This window comes from Agrobacterium sp., from assembly GCF_059499945.1.
In genome coordinates this window covers 164,958-181,520 of the sequence record NZ_JCABZP010000003.1, presented here as the reverse complement: position 1 = coordinate 181,520, position 16,563 = coordinate 164,958, and the positions used below count along the sequence as shown (strand labels likewise).

The following is a 16,563-nucleotide window of genomic DNA, read 5'->3' as shown; positions in this document are numbered from 1 at the left end:
CTTAAAACGTGAAAATTAGCGCAAAACGACGCAATCGGCGCCTTCGTTGAAAGCAGCCTGAAGGCGTTCATCGCCCGGCCAGAAATAGAGCGAGTCCGCTTCGCCACCTTTGAGGCGTTCCATCCGCTGGAAAATGGTTTCCCGTTGCCGCAATTCCGCTTTGATGGACGAACGCAGCCGGGCTTTCAGGCTATCAGGCAGGGCGCGCAACGTGGCGCATGCACCTTTCATGTCGCGGATAGTCTGGCGAACCGATTCACGGATTGCGGCCAGTTTCTGAAGGCAATCGGCATATTGAGAACCGGCCTGCCATGCGGTCTGATATTCCCGTTCCTTTTCGGCCTCTGACTCTGCAAAGTCATTTGCGGCGCGTGCGGCTTCTTTCTTCGCCGTCTCATGCGCGGCTTCCGCCCAGTAACTGGGGTTCAGCATGGCGGAGGTTTGGTAACACTTGCCGATGTCGCGCAATGCTGAACGCATTTCAGCCACGAAGTCGGACCGGTAAACCGTGGAAAAGTCGACATATGCAGGACCGCCGCAATCTGCCGCGCCATTGTCCTCATTGTCATGGGCGGCCACAAAGCGCGCCTTGCCGCCGCGTCCGGGCAACCGGTAGACGCAACCGCGAATCTTGCCGTCCTGATGCGGGTCTGTGAACCATCCCGTGTGGCGAATGGAGTCGCTGAGAACGTCGCAATATCCGACGAAACGGAGACCCATGGCAGCCGGGTTTTCGATCCACCTGCAGCCGTTGTCCGTGCTGCCGTTGGTGACGGGCTTTGCCCAAGGGCTTGCTGCATAACGGCGTACCGAATTCACAGCATCACGGCGCGCCTTATCAAGGGCAGCAACAGCAAACGTCGTCGGAATACCCTTCAGCCCGTGGCGGGTAGGGTTCCAACGCGAAAGCATGTCCGAACGGTGAAAGCGATACGCCGATAATAATAACTCGTTCATGGTTGAATTCCTCTTTTAAGTTGAAAGTGTGGTTACAGAAAGAGCGGTGCTATGAGCTGGCCAAACTGGAGACCGGCCAACAGGACTGCAGGGAGGGTGAAGGGTAATAAAAGCGGGTGGATCATGGCAGCGCCTAAGCGAAGAATTCAGCCGCCTTGGCAATCTGCCATGCGTCATTCCAAAGGGCCAAATCTGCCACATCTTCGGGATTGGTAAGGAATACCGGATCACGTTCGAAAGTGACTTTGAACGCTTCAAGCATCAGCATGTTAGCGTCACAAAAGTCATGCGTGTGGCATGCGGCAGAGTCGTTGCGGTTCAATTCCAGAACGGAGCGGAAGTCCGCACGGCTCAATTCCTCTTGCACCTTGCTGCCGAATTCGCGGGCTAGGATAATCTTCTCGCCGATTGTGGCGGCAGGTGTCACGACGTGACCACCCAACGCAAGGTCAAAAGCGTCCGCCGCTGCCAAGGCTTCGGCAACAGTTGCGGCCTCTACACAACGATCCACATAGTCACCATTGTCATTATGCGCGCCGACAATCCATGTGCCGTCCTCTGATACATGGTCGCAACCACCTATGTCAGTCATAAGCACTTTCCAGCCGGTTTCACCTACCTGCCGTTCCCATGCGGACGTGCCGCCACCATTGTGACCGACATGGAAATTAGAATCTGCAAATAGCTTGCCCGTATCCGTCAATTCGGCTGCAGCGGCCATTTCATTAAAGCGTGTCCAGAAATCGGTCATTGGTGCGTCTCCGTTTCGTATTCGTTTCGATAATTCCAATCTAAACGTGAAATATGCGAAGTGCAAGAGACATTCACATTAAAAGTGAAAGTTAGTTTGTTCGGCCTAGTTCACGGCTGCCGGATACATTGAGGGCCATTGTTGCCCGCCTTCCTGCTTACATCATCGACGAAACCGTGTCGCTGCGTCTCAATGCGTCTGTGCGTGTGTTGAGCTGTCGTCATTGTCTCTGTGCGTCTCATCGTTACTGCAGCGGAGCAGCGTGTCTCAATGCGTCTCGGTAAGGTGCAAATGGGCTGTATCGCATCATGTGATAGGATCGATTATCGCTAAAAGATCAATTAAAACAATGACATAGTGGCTTTGGGTCCTTCCTGGGGGTGGCGCCGAGGGGGCGGGAGGCACCGACCGCGATTCACGCGCAATTTGAAAATTTCGGCAACGAAACGACTTTTGAGGCGTAATGTTGTAACGTTCAGGCGAGAAAATGGGATAAAATCGATCGATGAAGCGGCTGATACAGTTGGATTTAGACTGTATCGGGCAACTGTATCGGAAATTTCCCTTTAAAATCAATGGTTGATACAGTGAGTCAGTTGATACAGTAGGATTCTATATAGTTGTTTATAGAGAGGTATAATCAGTGCGGAGCACGAACCAGTGGTAAAAGCAAAAAGGGGTAAATAAGGAAAAGATATAGGAATCCGTATGTATTGACTGTATCAACTGTATCAGACGAGATAACATACTGATTTTTAATGCGTATTTGCGATACAGTTGCCCGATACAGTTGCCTTAGCCCCTACTGTATCGGTCGTTTAAGGATGCGATACAGCGCATTTGTCGAGGAAATAGGATACAGCGCATCTCAGCAAAAACCCCGCCGTAGCGGGGTCAAATGCGATAAAATCGAAGTTCGATCCTAATCAATTTCGTCGGGTCGCGTATAAACGCGGCATTTTCCGTATTTTTTATTGATCTCGAGACCTGTCACCATTCCCTTTGATCTGTCCCAACCTACGATCTGCATCGCGCGGCCGATCTTGATCGTTTCGGTATGAGGAACGGAACCGTCGCGTCCCATCATCTCTCGCCATATCTGGGCGATGCAGGTATCTTCGCGGTAGATCTTTGGCAGATCGTCGTCCAGGTCTTCGAATTCGGCCCCTAGCGGAGTGTCCAGCCAGGCGGCAATTTCGCCAGCCAGTGTCTCTTCGGAAGTCTCGACACGACGGCTTTCCTGCATCTCGTGGGCTATCTGAGCAGCTTCGTCCTGCATGTAGAGCGGTAGGGTCGGCAGATAGGCGTATTGCTTCATCATCTGCTGATAAATCGATACCGCTTCCGCCCAAATCTGCATGACGTTGGCGCGGAATTTCAGGTTGTCGATCTGCTTGTCACCGGGGAGGTTGCAGACAATCGGCCAGAAACGCCGGCCACCGGTCTGGTCTCGCAGGTACTCGCGATCATTGGTCGAACCGATGAAAATGCACTGACGGCCGAACTCTTTCGCGCGCTTCTCCCATGCAAGACGAGCCTTGTCGTGCGTGCGGCTGACGAACGCCTTCAGGTCGTTGACCTCTGACCGCTGCATGGCTGAAAGCTCGCCCAATTCGAGGATCCATTTGCCCTGCATCACCTCGATCATCTGCTTCGGATCACCGACATCACCTGTCAGTTCACCGTACCATTGGAGCCCGAGGACCTCGATGAAGGTGGATTTACCCTTACCCTGGACACCTTCAAGAATCGGGACGAAATCGAACTTGTGGCCGGGCTGAAATATGCGCGCCACCGCGCCAACGAGGGTGAGAAGGGCGGCTTGTCGGTTATAGGTGTTGTCCTCGCAGCCGAGATAGTCGACGAACATCGTCTCTGCTCGCGGCACCCCGTCCCATTCAACTGACGTGATGACTTCCTTAACCGGGTGGAACGTCCTTTTGTGGGCGGCCATGTCGATCGCGCCACGTAAGTCGCGGTCGGAGACCTTGATGCCGTAGCCTTGGAGCTGAGTTTTGGTCTCGATCAGCGATCGGATGGCGATATCATGGCTATCGGTCCAGTTGTCGCCGTTCAGCTCGTCCTTCACCTTCCAGATCGAACTGTCCAGATTGACCGGCTCGTAGGCCGCGTCGCGTTTCTTTTTCGCGCGCTTCGGCGAAGCCCGGAGCACCACTTCCTGTGAAAACTCGTTAAAATGGGCGATACCGCGGACGCGGAGGTCGTTTTCGACAATCAGATTGATGTTCGGAAGAGTGGTTTTTAACTCGCCTTCTTCATTGCGATGGAAGCGCTGCATCCAGTTGGGGTCGATCTCGTCGACAATCTCCGCTTTCGCGGGAATTGGGGAGGGCGCGTCGCCTAAGAGGTCGGACAGATCGACGGCAGGCTTGTCAAAGTCAGTTTCGATGTCGAGATCGAGATCCTGTGACATGCGGTTGCTGTTGGCGGCCTGGATCAGCGTGCGGAAGGTGACTGGGTGCGGTTTGCCCTTGAAGGAATTCCACCTGACCTCGGAATATTTGCGGTCGAACTTGGCCGATTGCTCTGACCAGTCGCACCAGGCCTCGAACCCTTCATCTTCGCCACGGAACTGGTGATGGAAGGCCATGCCGACGGTGAGCCAGTAGTCGCGATCCTCGACCCAGTCTTCGGGAAGGTCGTCGAGGATGGCTTGAATTTCCTCATCGTCGATGTCGAGCGGGTCGGCGCGGACGATCGCGAACAGGTCGTCGTCATCAGGTTCCGCTGCAACAGCGCGCGCGCCGCTGATCTTCGCGACCATAAGCTCGGTGAAATCCAGATCAAGCGGGCGTTCCCATCGATACGGTTTCCCGGTGTCGGGGTGGATGGAAGGTGGGATGGCGACTTGGGTGCCCGTGCCCTTGAGGTCGATTTCCCAGTCGTTCTTCTTTACGTCGCGACCCTTCTTTGGATCGAACACCATCTCGAAACCGTCGGATTTGTGCAGCTTTTTGCTGGCGAGCGCCTCGGTCGAGAGGAAATAGATGTGACGGCTTTCGCCTCCTGATCCTGAGATGACCCGTGGCAGGGATTTAGCTGCCGGCATCATTTCGACCAGCGCTGCCCATGCCTCACTCGCTTTTTCAGGCTTGCGAATGTCCAGGTCGATGACATGCAGATACAACCCGTCAATCCGAGACGGTTCGCCGGTTCTAAGACCTACGTTGTTGCCCTGACGGTAGCTGTTTCGAAGCTGCTCGGCCGAGTAGCGCGGTGCGGAGGACCAGTGATCTTCGATCGGCATCTTGTCGCGAGGTCGCAGCCAATGCAGCGCGGCGCCCGCTTCGATGAGAGCGAGGTTTTCGGTGAGCATGGATTACTGTCCCGTTCGATCAGGGGATGGGGAGGAACGGAATCAGGTCATTCTTGGTGAGTCGGTCCTTTTCGTCCGGTCGATCGGCCTTCGCTGAAACTTCGAGAAGCGACTTGATCGCCTTCGGAGATAACTTGTTCTCGTGGAACCAGCGATAAATGGTGAAGCGAGCGTTTTCAGTGGCTTCGCTTAAAAGGCGCGTGTTTACCTTGCCGTCGTGAACATACTCCGACGGCAGCTTATCGCGCAGGAGGCTGTAAAGCTCACCCTCATACAGCTCTTTGGTATTGGCAGGCTGATCCATATTCGAACCCCTAATGAAACATGGAGGCACCTTAGTCGCCTCATTTCTAAATTTCAACATAGGTGAGAAATAATTCCAACAAAGTGTTGCAAGTTGCCCGGTGTCGTGCCATAAAAATCGAAATTACACGAGAGAAGTGTAATTGACCGCCGAACCAATGGAGACATCAATGAGCTTAGAAGCAACCATTTCCGAACTGACTGCTGCCGTCAGCAAGCTGACCGTTATTACCCAGGCACTGCATGATCTGCGCGCCGACGCCATCGAAAAGACCACGGCAGCCGCCGCGACCGGGTCCAAGTCGGCGACGAAGACCAAAGAGGCTGAAAAGCCCGCCGCCGACAAGGGTGCGATCAGCGAGAGCCCCGAGGACCGTGTTAATCCGATCGAGGCGCTGACCGATGCCGCCAGCGACTATATCGGCGCCAGCGATCGCGAAGAAGAGCGCGCTGCCCGTAAGGAGAAGGTCAAGGCGCTTCTCAACCACGAAAAAATCCGCGATCCGAAGGTTGAAGCCGGCAAGGGCCTCTTCAGCACAATCCAGCCCGAAGCTCACGATCTCTTCAAGTCTCAGATCGCGAAGCTCAAGGAAAAGGGCGACATCACGACGCCGAAAAAGGCTGAAGACGACCTCCTGGACTGATCCGGCGCCAACGCTCTCCGACTTCGGTCGGGGGCGTTTCGGCGGGAAGCGCAGAGTAGGACTGCAATGTTCTCCTCCTCCCGACAGAGTGGTCCAGGTTCCCACCGCCTCCCACCTCTGCGCTTCCTCCCCAAACGCCTTTAGGAGAAAGACATGCCTTCCCCCATTATGAAGTATTTCACGTTCGAGCATCTTCGCGACCCGGGTCTCAAGGAGGTCTCGCGTCAATGCGCGTCTCTCGCACGCGCGATGGAAGAAGAACTTCCTGACGGCCCGGAGAAGTCTGCCGGCCTGCGACTCCTGTTGCAGGCAAAGGACTGTTTTGTTCGCTCGAAGATGGATTGACAGTTAGTACGATGGTCAAATTTATCGACATCACCGGTGAGCGTTTTGAGAGGCTTGTTGCCGTTGAACGCGCCGAGAATAATCGCCACGGTCGGGCGCGGTTTGTTTGCCGATGTGACTGTGGCGGTTCCGTGACTGTCGATGCTCAGGCATTACGACGAAACATGGTCAAATCCTGCGGGTGTTTTCGGCGGGAATTTGCAGTCTCACAATTCACAAAACATGGTCTGAAAGGCAGCGCGGAGTATCGCGCCTGGACGCAGATGAAAACCCGCTGCCTTAATCCAAAGAACCGTTTCTACCATCGATATGGTGGTAGAGGGATTACGATCTGCGCCGAGTGGCAAGAGAGCTTCGAAACGTTCTATCGCGATATGGGACCTCGCCCGAGCAAGCGTCACTCGATCGAGCGAAAGGACAACGACGAGGGTTATCGTCCAGGAAACTGCGAGTGGGCGTTGCCTGCTGTCCAAGCAGCTAACCGATCTACAGTCTGCAACATTGAATGCAACGGCATCAGCGACAGCATGGCCGGATGGAGCCGACGTACAGGTATACCTTATACGCGACTTCGCCGACGCTTGCGTGATGGCTGGCCTGTTGGCCGTGCTTTGGAGATACGTCCATGAAGGCGCACGCTCGATTATCACCCTCATCGGCGGATCGGTGGATGACCTGCACGGCTTCGGTCGCGCTGATCGACCATTTGGTCGCCAAGGGTGAGTTGAGCGAAAGCGATCTTGATGAAGATTGCGATGCGCCCGTCGTCGACGATGAGGATGAGCAGGATTATTCGGCCTATGAGGGCGAGACGCTTGACCTGAGCAGGGACTCCACCGCCTATTCGGCCGAAGGGACCGTTATGCATGAGATCAGGGAGCATTGCCTTGATCTTGGATGCGACCCGCATCATTTCGTCGGCGCCACGCTGACAGCCGACGGTCATTCGTTCAAGATTGACGACCATATGGCTGATCGTCTCGTTGCGGGTATCGACTGGATCCGCCAGCACACAAACAATCCGCTCGTTGAGATACGAGTTGACCTGTCGCATTGGCTGCCCGGTCAGTTTGGCACCTGCGACACTGCATTCCTGTACCGAAAGATGCTCGGCGTCAGCGACTACAAGGATGGGGCAGGGGAGCCAGTCGAGGTTGTCGGCACGAGGCAGCTCCGTCTCTACGCCCTCGGCGCTTGGGAGCACCTTGGTCGCCCGCAGGTCGAGGATGTCGTTCTGAATATCGACCAGCCCCGCGCGGGTGGGATGAAGTTTTGGGAAATCACGCTCGCCGAGCTGCTGGAGTTTGGCGAGGAAGTGAAACGGGTGTTCTCGCGGATCGAGCGGGGCGACGTGGAATTCGTTCCGTCGACGAAGGGCTGCCGCTGGTGCCCCGTGCGCAAGACGAAGCGCGGTTGTGCGGCGCGCAATCAGTGGCTCATGCAGATGTTTGGCAGTGCATTGCTCGACCCGAGCGAGCCTGAGCCGAAGTTCACGGACCCCGCGCAGATGCCGCGCGCCCTGCGCTTCTACATCGTCAATCATTCCAAGGCCGCACGTGCCTGGCTCACCGAGCTGCACCAGCAGTCGCTGCAGGCGGCGCTGGATGGCGACCCCGACCCCGGTTCCAAGGCCATCGATGGCGGGCTCGGAAACAGATACTTCACCGCGCCTGCCGAGGCAGAGGCCATTTTGGTCGGGGCACTGGGTGAGAAGGCCTACAAGCCACGCCAACTCATCGGCTTCACGGACATCGACCGGCTCATGAAGCCGGGCAAGCGAAAGAAGGGTATGCCCGAACCGTGGGACGCTCTGCAGGAACTGGTCGACCGACCAGACGGGAAACCGAAACTGGTTCCCGTAGACCACCCAAAGCCGGCGTTAGAGGTCACGCCGATTGCGGATCAATTTGAAGACCTCGACTAACCACAGCCGCTGCAACCGAACTACCGAGAAAAAGGAAACCGACAAATGGCAATCGAAGAAAAATCCGACGGTCGCACCGTCCAGTTGAAGCGCGTTCGTCTGTCCTTCACCGACTCGTTGAAGGAAAAAAAGAAGACGAGCGACGATCCCAACGCGAAGCCGAAACACGGCTTGAATATCATCAATGAAAAGGATTCGCCTCACTATGAGGAGAACCACAAGAAAATCATGGCAGCTATTCGTGCGGCCGGTGAGAAGCAGTGGAAGAATCCCGACGCCTATAAGGATATTCTCGAAGACAATCCGAAGCGGGTTTGCTTCCGCAAAGGCGAGAAGTTCAAGAACAAAGAGGGCAAACCTTACGCTGGTTACGAGGGCAACTACGCCTTCTCGGCGTCTGGTCCTTCGGCAGGGCAGAAACGCCCGAAGCTTCTCGATCGTCGCAAACGTGGTCTGCGCGATCAGGCTTCCGCGGAACAGGTCAAGGCCGACAAGGTGTTTGAGGAGGCTGAAATCCTCGATATCTTCTATGGCGGCGTTTACGCGGACGTGATCGTATCGTTTTTCGGCACGGACAAGGGTTCTCGCGGCATCTTCGCTTCGGCGGAAGCTATCCGCTCTCACGAAGAAGGCGAGCGCATGGGCGGCGGCATCTACGTCGACGCCGACGACTTCGATGATCTTGAAGAAGACGACAGCTTCGATAGCGGCCCGTCGACCTCCTCGGAAAAAGAGACCAAGTCCTCGTCTGACGACGATCTCCTCGACTTCTGATCCAGCGGAACTGGCGGCATTACTGTGTCGCCAGTTTCAACTTTTGAGAGGAATTCCTTGAGCCATGGGTGCGAAGCCGTATGCCCTCTACAATGAAATTGACGAATACGCCGCCGACTGGCTCGAAAACCTTATTGCCCTTGGAGTCATTGCGCCGGGCATTGTCGATCGACGAAGCGTTGAAGATTTGCGTGGGGATGACCTTAGAGGATTTCGACAGGTTCATCTTTTTGCTGGCATCGGAGTTTGGAGTTACGCCTTCCGTCGCGCTGGCGTCTCGGATGACACTGCAATTTGGTCCCTCTCATGTCCCTGCCAACCTTTCTCCGCGGCAGGCAAAGGAGCAGGGGTGGATGACGAGCGGCACCTTTGGCCGCACGCCCACCATCTCATCCGAGAGTGCCGCCCTGCAAAAGTCTATGGCGAGCAGGTTGCAAGCAAGGACGGACTTACTTGGCTCGACATTGTATCGAATGACATGGAAGGATCGGACTACGCCTTTGGGGCGGTTGATACCTGCAGTGCGAGCGTCGGCGCACCGCACATCCGGCAAAGACTCCGGTTCCATGCCTACGATCTACGATCTGCCGCAAGCAGGGTTTCCCTCGCCGAGAGCGTCGGACGCCGGCCGGGGAGCGGATTTGAAACGAAGGGATCACGATTCCCACAATTCCGACTTGGTGACAGTGACATCGCTCGCCGGCCGGCCGACTGCGACAGTCACGAACCACGGCAAGGGCGAGACACCGGAAGCGCGCAAGGCGAAGGGGTTTGGCCTCAATCTGGCGGACGCGGTCAGTCTGTCTGGATGGACGACGACGACGACGACGAGGGACTGGAAGGATTCAGGGGCGGACATCAAGCCTCGATCCGACACGGGGAAAGATCGATTCGACCAACTCCCGCGTCAGGCGAATTTGGCGGGATGGCAGACGCCGACGACGGACAACTTTCGGTCCCGTGGCGGGGATCGCAAAGACGAAATGGGTCCACAGCAACTGATGCAGAATTTGTCGGAACCAGCCCGACTAACGGTTTCTGGCGAGATGCTGATTGGCTCTTTTGCCGGGATGGAAAGTGGCGGCCAGTTGAACCCGGCACATTCCCGCTGGCTCATGGCGCTGCCTCCCGAGTGGGATCAGGCAGCGCCTTTGAAGGCAAGTCGCGCCAAGGAATGCTCAAAGGTTACGGGAACGCCGTCGACGCGGAAGCGACGCGCGTCTTCATCCAAGCCTGTGCCGACTTCTTTGCTCATTTGGATGCTCGCCGCGTGACGGCAGAATTGATCGGAGACCTGCTGTGAGCCGCTTTTACTACGTTCATCCCGAGAGTGGGTGCGCTTTCTCCTCGGAAGTCCCTCCAGAGGTGGTTTTGGCATCCGGAGACGGCCTCTGCATGGAGGTTGACCGGCACGAATATCTGAAAAGCTGCATCGAGTGGGGAATCGAACCCGACCTCGAACCCATCGCCGACCTGCTAGGAGACCTCCTATGAAATTCACCGACCTCATGATCGACCTTGAAACCCTTGGAACCGCCGTGAACGCACCTGTCGTTGCGATCGGCGCCGTTTTCTTCAATCCTGAGACCGGTGAACTCGGCGAGACCTTCGATGCAGCGATCGATGTCGAAGACGCAATGCGCTACGGCAAGGCGTCGGGCTCGACCATTCGCTGGTGGCTCGGGCAGGGCGATGCAGCGCGCCAGAAGGTCGTTCGCGGCAAGCATCCGTCACACCTCGTTTTCACGAAGTTCCATGAGTTCTGTTTGAAGCACGGCGATAACGTGAAGCCGTGGGGCAACGGCGCTTCGTTCGACATCTCGATCCTCGAATATGCGTTCGGACGGATCATTGAGCGCCCCGCTCCGTGGAAATTCTGGAATGTGTGCGACTGCCGGACGATCAAGCGATTGGCTGACGGCATAGTTACTTTCGACGAAAAACTCGAGGGGACCGCACATACAGCTCTCGATGACGCCAAGCATCAGGCGAAATGGGTTTCCGTTTACTGGCAAGGGTTACGTCGTCGTTCACAGGTGCAAACCTCTCTGCCGTCGTCGTCTGCGGGTTGGAGCACTCCGACTAATGCAGCATCGGACTTGCTCGACGGCCTTTGATGTCTCTCCGCACCCGCTCAGCCTTGCGTGCCGGCCAGCAGGCTATTAGCCGCATCGTTCGCACCGAAAAGGCCAAACTGATCATCAGCGGCATGGGCTCTGGCAAGACTGGCGCCACGCTTGATGGATTGACCTACCTGCTGAACCGTTTCGACGTTCAGCACGTCCTTGTCATCGCCCCTCGCTATGTAGCTCTGAACACGTGGCACGACGAGGTTAAGGCGTGGGCGCACACGCAGGCCATCTCCTGCGCTATCGCCGTGGGCGACGCTTCCGAGCGTGCCGCCGCAATCGCGCAGGGTGCCGAGATTACGACCATCAATCCGGAGAACCTGTCATGGTTGGCGAAGCATATTCGCACGGTCGAGAACTGGATTTGGGACACGGTCATCATCGACGAGTCCAGCCGATTCAAGGCAGGTGAAGCGCGAACTAAGGCCACCAAGACCAAGCGTGCTGATGGGACTGTTCGCGCCTCAAAGGGTGGCAACATGACCCGGTTTGGGATCATGACGACGGCGCGCAGAAAGATCGAACGGATTTTCCTTTTGACCGGCACGCCTGCACCGCAGGGTGTTATAGACCTATGGGCGCAGTCATATCTGCTCGACCAAGGGAAAGCCCTCGGCCGCAGCAAGTCCGATTTCGAGAAAGAGTATTTTGACAAAGACCGGTTCACGCATGCCGTGACGATCAAGCCCGGAGCCGAGGAGAAGATCCTTTCGAAGATCGACCATCTCATCGTCACGATCCCGCAGGAGAAAGTGACGGAGGAACCTCAGTTCATTCCGATGCCGGTCGACCTGCCGGCGAAAGCGTTCGAAGAATACAAAGACTTCGAGAGAACGCTTTACACCGAGCCTTACGACGTGGAGGCAGTTTCGAGCGGTGTCCTCGCGAACAAACTCTTGCAATTTGCTAACGGCAGTCTCTACCGCGAAGACCGCAGCGTTGTGGAAATTCATGACGCCAAGCTGGCGGCATTGGAAGAACTCGTCGAAACCGCACACGGCGAGAACCTGCTTATTTTCTACAGCTTCAAATTCGACAAGGATAAAATCAAGACCCGGTATCCTGATGCGGTGGTCGCCAACGACTATAAGGGTGACCTCGTCGGCGACTGGAACAAGGGAAAGATCCGGAAGCTGCTGGCGCATCCAGCGTCGATCGGACATGGTACCAACCTTCAGTACGGTGGGCATATCGCCGCCTGGTATGGTCTGACATTCTCCCTCGAGCTTTGGCAGCAGGCGAACATGCGCCTTCCGCGACCCGGTCAGACGCGCCAAGTCTTGATTTATCCGATAATTGCACGCGGGACATATGATGAAAGAGCGCTCTCAGTCCTTAGCCGCAAGGAATCGACGCAAGACCACATCATTCAAACATTTGCAATGAAACCTTGACTTTCACATTAGATGTGACATTTCATGACGGTGAATCGGGGCGCTTGACGTCTTGATATTCCGTTTTGAAAGGATTCACTGTGAGCGTTCCCTTCCGGACACCTGACAAACAGGTGCATCCTGAGTTTGCCCGTCGAATGGTACAGGCTGCTGACAGCAATTACCAGGTTCCGGCACCCAACGAAGGTCGCCTCCGCTGGTTCTCAGAGCAGTTCGAGCAGCGCGGACACAAGGTTTCCATGGAGACCATCCGGAAGTGGTTCGCCGGCATGACGGTGCCGCGAGCGAAATTGCTCATCCCACTGGCCGAAATTCTCAAGGTTGATGCGGGCTGGCTTGCGGCCGGAACACCTGCGAAGCTCACGGGTGCTCAGCAGCGCGCGAACGTAATGGCCGAGCAGGGCGCTACGAACGTTATCGCCGGCTTCGTTCAGATGGACGGTGGTCAAGCTGCGTTTCCCGGCCCCAACGACCGGGAGGCACGTGATAAGTCGATAGACATGCACGCGATCATCCGCGGGGCGAAATACGATATTACCATCACGACACTTGTTCAGGGGCAATTCAAAGTCCCGGTCTCTGCGGCGGAGAACATCATTCTGGCGGTAGCCCGCGAGCCTACGCCCGGTTTTGGTGTGAAGGTGCTGGAGATCGACTGGGCCCGAGGTCTCGAAGTCGGAAAACTGGAGAACGGCGCGCTCATTCTCGACGACAACCTCGAAAACTGGCGAGAAGTAAAATCGTTCACTGAGAGGCTTTAGGTCCCGATACGTCTCAATACATCAACTGAGAACGTGGTATAATTTTGTGGTTCTGCAATTGTAACCAATTGTTTTCAAACGAAATTAGGTTCCCTCCGGGCCCACCATTTTTCTCATATTTTAGACAAAATAGCGAGATTCCAGGCAGCGGATCCCTATTTTATCGATCATCGCCCTCTTCTGGATTTTTTGTTCCATCCAACAAAAATCCGACCAGCCGGTTAGGCTGATCGGATCATCTAGATTGAGTTTTCAGCTATCGGGTCAGTTACAAACCCGCATACTCTCCGTATGCCAGCCGCCGTCATAAGAATTGGGAACGCGGCGGTCTTCGAACCAGCAGCGCGGCGGGGGCGGCGGTGGCGGTTCGTAGTAGCGGGGGCCGCCGTTGCCGTTGGCGATGGCGCCGCCGATCAGGCCGCCGATGACGCCTGCGGCGAGGCCGCCGGCAATCGCTGCGCCATCATTGTGGCGGCGATGTTCGCGGTAGGGCGGCGGAGGTGGGCCGCCACGGTCATAACCCCGGTCGTAGCGCGGGCGATAGGGATAGTCCTGCGCGGCAGCGGTGCCATAGGATGCAAAAATGCTGCCGGTGGCGACCAGCGCGGCAATAGTGGAAAGAATTATCTTTTTCATCGGGGGCTACTCCATAAGCCTGCTTCGGGAGATAGAGGCTCATTATGCCCGGATGATGGCACGGGACGGGTGAACGGCCTGTGAATATCTCATTTTCAAGCGGTTCATATTTTCCTGATTTCCGACTGCAGGATCGCGGAAGATGCACGCTTTCCGCAATAAAAAAGCCCGGCGGACGGCCGGGCTTCTTGTCGAAATCCTTCGGTCGCGATCAGAACTTCACGCCGAGACCCACTTTCACAGTGTGCTGGTCGACATCGGTGTTGATACCGAAGATGTCCTTGTCGCTATAGTCGTTGTATCGATATTCCAGCCTGCCGAACACGTTGTCGGTGAAGGCATAGTCCAGACCCGCGCCGACGGTATAGCCGTTGAACGTGGTGCTGTCCTTGCCGGCTCCGGGCGTTTCGATGAAGCCGCGTGTCGCGGTCCAGCCAGCGGTGGCATAGAGCAGGGCGTGGTCGAAGGCATAGCCGACGCGGCCGCGAACGGAACCCTGCCAGTCGGTACCGATCTGCACGCCGGCATAGTCATTGTCGTTCCAGTTATAATCGACATCACCTTCGATGCCGAGCACCAGATTATTGTCGAACTGGTAATTGTAACCAACGAAGGCGCCGAGAATGCCGCCATCGAAATTATCCGAGGCGACCGGGCCGCCGGCCGAAAAATCGCCATTTGCCCAGCCCGCGCCGCCTTGAATACCAAGATAGGGGCCAGACCAGGTGAAGACCGGCAGGGTTTCCTGCGCGACCGGAGGTGCGGGCGTTTCGTAGACGGCATCCGCGGCCATTGCGGTGCTGGCCGACAGGGCCAGGAGTGACGTTACGATCAGCGTTTTCATCGGTTTTCTCCCTGAGCTGACTGACATCCATAGCATAGATTAGCTGCTTTTAATATGGGGCGGGGTTCGGCGGTTCCAAGAGGCGCTCGTGTCCTCCCGGCCTTGCTGCCGCCTTTGCCCCGGTTCGCGGCGTTTTATCGCCCCGCCATGCTGTTCTGATGCTGCGAACGCCTTCAGCCGCGTTTGGTTCCCTTTGGTGTTTCGTCAAAGGTCCGGAAAAGTGGTGGGCGGGTGTCACGCTTGGTTGTCTTGACAGCGGGGGACGCGACCATAGAGTTGTGGTTGACCACGGCGGGCCGGTGCTTTGCGCTGCGCCAGAAGCGGCATAAGCTGCGGCTGAGAGTACACCGTCGCGACCTCCCGGTGAGGGGGATCGTTGCGGGCGGAAAGGGCATGGGAGGATGAGTTCACATGAGGCTTTATTTTAGCGGAGGAGGGACGACGTGATTGTCGGAGCCGTTCTCAGCGCCATTCTTCTCCTCACCCTCATTGCGTTTCCGCGGCATCTCAAATCCGTTGTCATCTGCCTGTTGCTGATCTGGACGACCACCGCCGCCTTTGTGATTTATGACTGGCGGCGCGGCAACCAGCGGCTTGACCATATCGTCGCGACCGCCGGCTTCGACGCGGCCTGCCCGGATGCGGCATTGCCAATCCGCCTCAGCTTCCGCAACGACAATAATGTCGCGGTGCAGCGGCTGACCTATACGCTCGAAGGGTTCGAACCGGCCTTCCGCGCCTCGGTCACCTTCGATCCCTATCAGGTGAGCGAAAGACGGATCGAGGCCGGGGAGACGTTCGCGGCCTGCCGTTCCTTCAGGCTGCGCAACAATGAAAGGGTAGAGCCGCAACGTCTGGAATGGCGCGTTACCGTCATATCCGCAGAATTCGACTGAACGGTTCGACTGCTTCCGGCGATCACGGTATTTTGAGAATTTTCACTCCGGTGAGCGGCCGTCGTAAAACCCTTGCATCACAGTTGCTTCGGGCGGAAAGGTCAACTTCCATCGTCCGCGCCGGAACGGGTCGGGATGGTCGCTGACTTGTTTTCGTCCATTTGCGATGCCACTTCCCCCTTCATTCGATTGATGTCGCGGGTTGATGTTTTGCGTATTGTTTTGAAGTTTCTGAAAATAACGGCCATTGGCCTTGTCGCCCTGCCGGTTCTGGCGGGTGCGCATATGGGCATCGGCCAGCTGACCGGAAATTTCCATGAAGTCATTCCCGGCGAACTCTATCGTTCGGCCCAGCCGAGCGGCAAGGACATCGCGGCCTATGCCAAGGCCTATGGCATCAAGACGATCATCAACCTGCGCGATGAAAAGCGTGAAGGCTGGTATGAAGCCGAAAGCCGCGCGGCGAAAAACAATGGCATCCGGCTTGTCGATTATCCGCTGAGTTCAAGCGAAAAGGTCTCGGTGGAGGATTCGGAAACGCTGGCGGCCGTGCTGCGCAATGCGGAAAAGCCTGTTCTCATCCACTGTGAACATGGCGCCAACCGCACCGGGCTTGCCTCCGCCATCTATGTGGCTGCTGTGGCTGGCAAGGGCGAAGCGGCAGCCGAGTTTCAGCTTTCGCCCTATTACGGGCATGTGCCGATCCCCGGAATCGGGCGCTATGAAATGTACCAGTCCTGGGATGATTTCGAGGAAACCATCGGGTTTTGAGGGTTGCTTTATGCTCGACGTCATCCTCGGCCCTGTGCCGAGGATCCAGCCACTTTGCGTCCGATACATAGGCCGCAGATGCTCGGGACAAGCCCGA

18 protein-coding genes are annotated in these 16,563 nt (G+C 56.5%); 11 read left to right on the top strand and 7 right to left on the bottom strand.

The window, feature by feature from the left end; translation table 11 throughout:
- Window positions 1-15 precede the first annotated feature (15 nt).
- The 4 genes from AC5I5B_RS02965 to AC5I5B_RS02950 all read right to left on the bottom strand — a co-directional run bounded on the left by AC5I5B_RS02965 (window position 16) and on the right by AC5I5B_RS02950 (window position 5,349).
- A complete protein-coding gene (locus AC5I5B_RS02965; protein WP_495752306.1) occupies window positions 16-957 on the bottom strand; it encodes a hypothetical protein in 942 nt (313 codons plus the stop codon).
- A 133-nt stretch (window positions 958-1,090) separates the two neighbouring features.
- A complete protein-coding gene (locus tag AC5I5B_RS02960) occupies window positions 1,091-1,708 on the bottom strand; it encodes a hypothetical protein (protein WP_495752305.1) in 618 nt (205 codons plus the stop codon).
- 922 nt (window positions 1,709-2,630) lie between these two features.
- Complete coding sequence (locus AC5I5B_RS02955; protein ID WP_495752304.1) at window positions 2,631-5,045, bottom strand: VapE domain-containing protein; 2,415 nt, start codon at window positions 5,043-5,045, stop codon at window positions 2,631-2,633.
- 19 nt (window positions 5,046-5,064) lie between these two features.
- Window positions 5,065-5,349 carry a hypothetical protein gene (locus AC5I5B_RS02950; protein ID WP_187772338.1) on the bottom strand — a complete coding sequence of 95 codons (285 nt, stop codon included), beginning with the start codon at window positions 5,347-5,349 and terminating at the stop codon, window positions 5,065-5,067.
- Window positions 5,350-5,518: 169 nt separating this feature from the next.
- Between AC5I5B_RS02950 and AC5I5B_RS02945 the strand changes: the two genes are divergently transcribed.
- The 9 genes from AC5I5B_RS02945 (at window position 5,519) to AC5I5B_RS02905 (ending at window position 13,319) form a co-directional block, all read left to right on the top strand.
- Entirely contained in the window at window positions 5,519-5,992 is a 474-nt protein-coding gene (locus tag AC5I5B_RS02945) for a hypothetical protein (protein ID WP_334426310.1), read from the top strand.
- A 153-nt stretch (window positions 5,993-6,145) separates the two neighbouring features.
- The gene (locus AC5I5B_RS02940) at window positions 6,146-6,337 is read left to right on the top strand and encodes a hypothetical protein (protein ID WP_187772336.1); all 192 of its coding nucleotides are present in this window, start codon (window positions 6,146-6,148) and stop codon (window positions 6,335-6,337) included.
- An 11-nt stretch (window positions 6,338-6,348) separates the two neighbouring features.
- A complete protein-coding gene (locus tag AC5I5B_RS02935) occupies window positions 6,349-6,966 on the top strand; it encodes a hypothetical protein (RefSeq protein WP_495752303.1) in 618 nt (205 codons plus the stop codon).
- On the top strand, window positions 6,963-8,261 hold the full coding sequence (locus AC5I5B_RS02930; RefSeq protein WP_495752302.1) for a DUF2800 domain-containing protein: 1,299 nt from the start codon (window positions 6,963-6,965) through the stop codon (window positions 8,259-8,261). The genes AC5I5B_RS02935 and AC5I5B_RS02930 overlap by 4 nt, the downstream gene beginning before the upstream one ends.
- A gap of 45 nt (window positions 8,262-8,306) precedes the next feature.
- Window positions 8,307-9,035 (top strand): ssDNA-binding protein, encoded by a 729-nt coding sequence (locus AC5I5B_RS02925; protein ID WP_495752301.1) that lies wholly within the window; start codon window positions 8,307-8,309, stop codon window positions 9,033-9,035.
- 64 nt (window positions 9,036-9,099) lie between these two features.
- Window positions 9,100-10,338, top strand: coding sequence for a DNA cytosine methyltransferase (locus tag AC5I5B_RS02920; protein ID WP_495752300.1), 1,239 nt, complete (start codon window positions 9,100-9,102; stop codon window positions 10,336-10,338).
- A 187-nt stretch (window positions 10,339-10,525) separates the two neighbouring features.
- Window positions 10,526-11,152: a 3'-5' exonuclease gene (locus tag AC5I5B_RS02915; protein WP_495752299.1), complete on the top strand. Its 627-nt coding sequence runs from the start codon at window positions 10,526-10,528 to the stop codon at window positions 11,150-11,152.
- Window positions 11,152-12,558, top strand: coding sequence for an SNF2-related protein (locus AC5I5B_RS02910; protein ID WP_495752298.1), 1,407 nt, complete (start codon window positions 11,152-11,154; stop codon window positions 12,556-12,558). Before AC5I5B_RS02915 ends, AC5I5B_RS02910 begins: the two co-directional genes overlap by 1 nt.
- An 80-nt stretch (window positions 12,559-12,638) precedes the next feature.
- Entirely contained in the window at window positions 12,639-13,319 is a 681-nt protein-coding gene (locus AC5I5B_RS02905) for a hypothetical protein (RefSeq protein WP_495752297.1), read from the top strand.
- Between the two features lie 264 nt (window positions 13,320-13,583).
- Here AC5I5B_RS02905 and AC5I5B_RS02900 read toward each other — a convergent pair whose 3' ends face one another.
- Entirely contained in the window at window positions 13,584-13,955 is a 372-nt protein-coding gene (locus AC5I5B_RS02900; RefSeq protein WP_004430631.1) for a hypothetical protein, read from the bottom strand.
- Window positions 13,956-14,166: 211 nt separating this feature from the next.
- Window positions 14,167-14,799 (bottom strand): outer membrane protein, encoded by a 633-nt coding sequence (locus AC5I5B_RS02895; RefSeq protein WP_004430633.1) that lies wholly within the window; start codon window positions 14,797-14,799, stop codon window positions 14,167-14,169.
- 443 nt (window positions 14,800-15,242) lie between these two features.
- Here AC5I5B_RS02895 and AC5I5B_RS02890 point away from each other — a divergent pair, with 443 nt between their 5' ends.
- Window positions 15,243-15,695 (top strand): hypothetical protein, encoded by a 453-nt coding sequence (locus tag AC5I5B_RS02890; protein ID WP_080866314.1) that lies wholly within the window; start codon window positions 15,243-15,245, stop codon window positions 15,693-15,695.
- Between the two features lie 42 nt (window positions 15,696-15,737).
- Here AC5I5B_RS02890 and AC5I5B_RS02885 read toward each other — a convergent pair whose 3' ends face one another.
- On the bottom strand, window positions 15,738-16,013 hold the full coding sequence (locus tag AC5I5B_RS02885) for a hypothetical protein (protein WP_162690287.1): 276 nt from the start codon (window positions 16,011-16,013) through the stop codon (window positions 15,738-15,740).
- Between AC5I5B_RS02885 and AC5I5B_RS02880 the strand changes: the two genes are divergently transcribed.
- Window positions 15,906-16,466 carry a dual specificity protein phosphatase family protein gene (locus AC5I5B_RS02880; protein ID WP_035212709.1) on the top strand — a complete coding sequence of 187 codons (561 nt, stop codon included), beginning with the start codon at window positions 15,906-15,908 and terminating at the stop codon, window positions 16,464-16,466. The genes AC5I5B_RS02885 and AC5I5B_RS02880 overlap by 108 nt on opposite strands.
- Window positions 16,467-16,563: the final 97 nt, after the last annotated feature.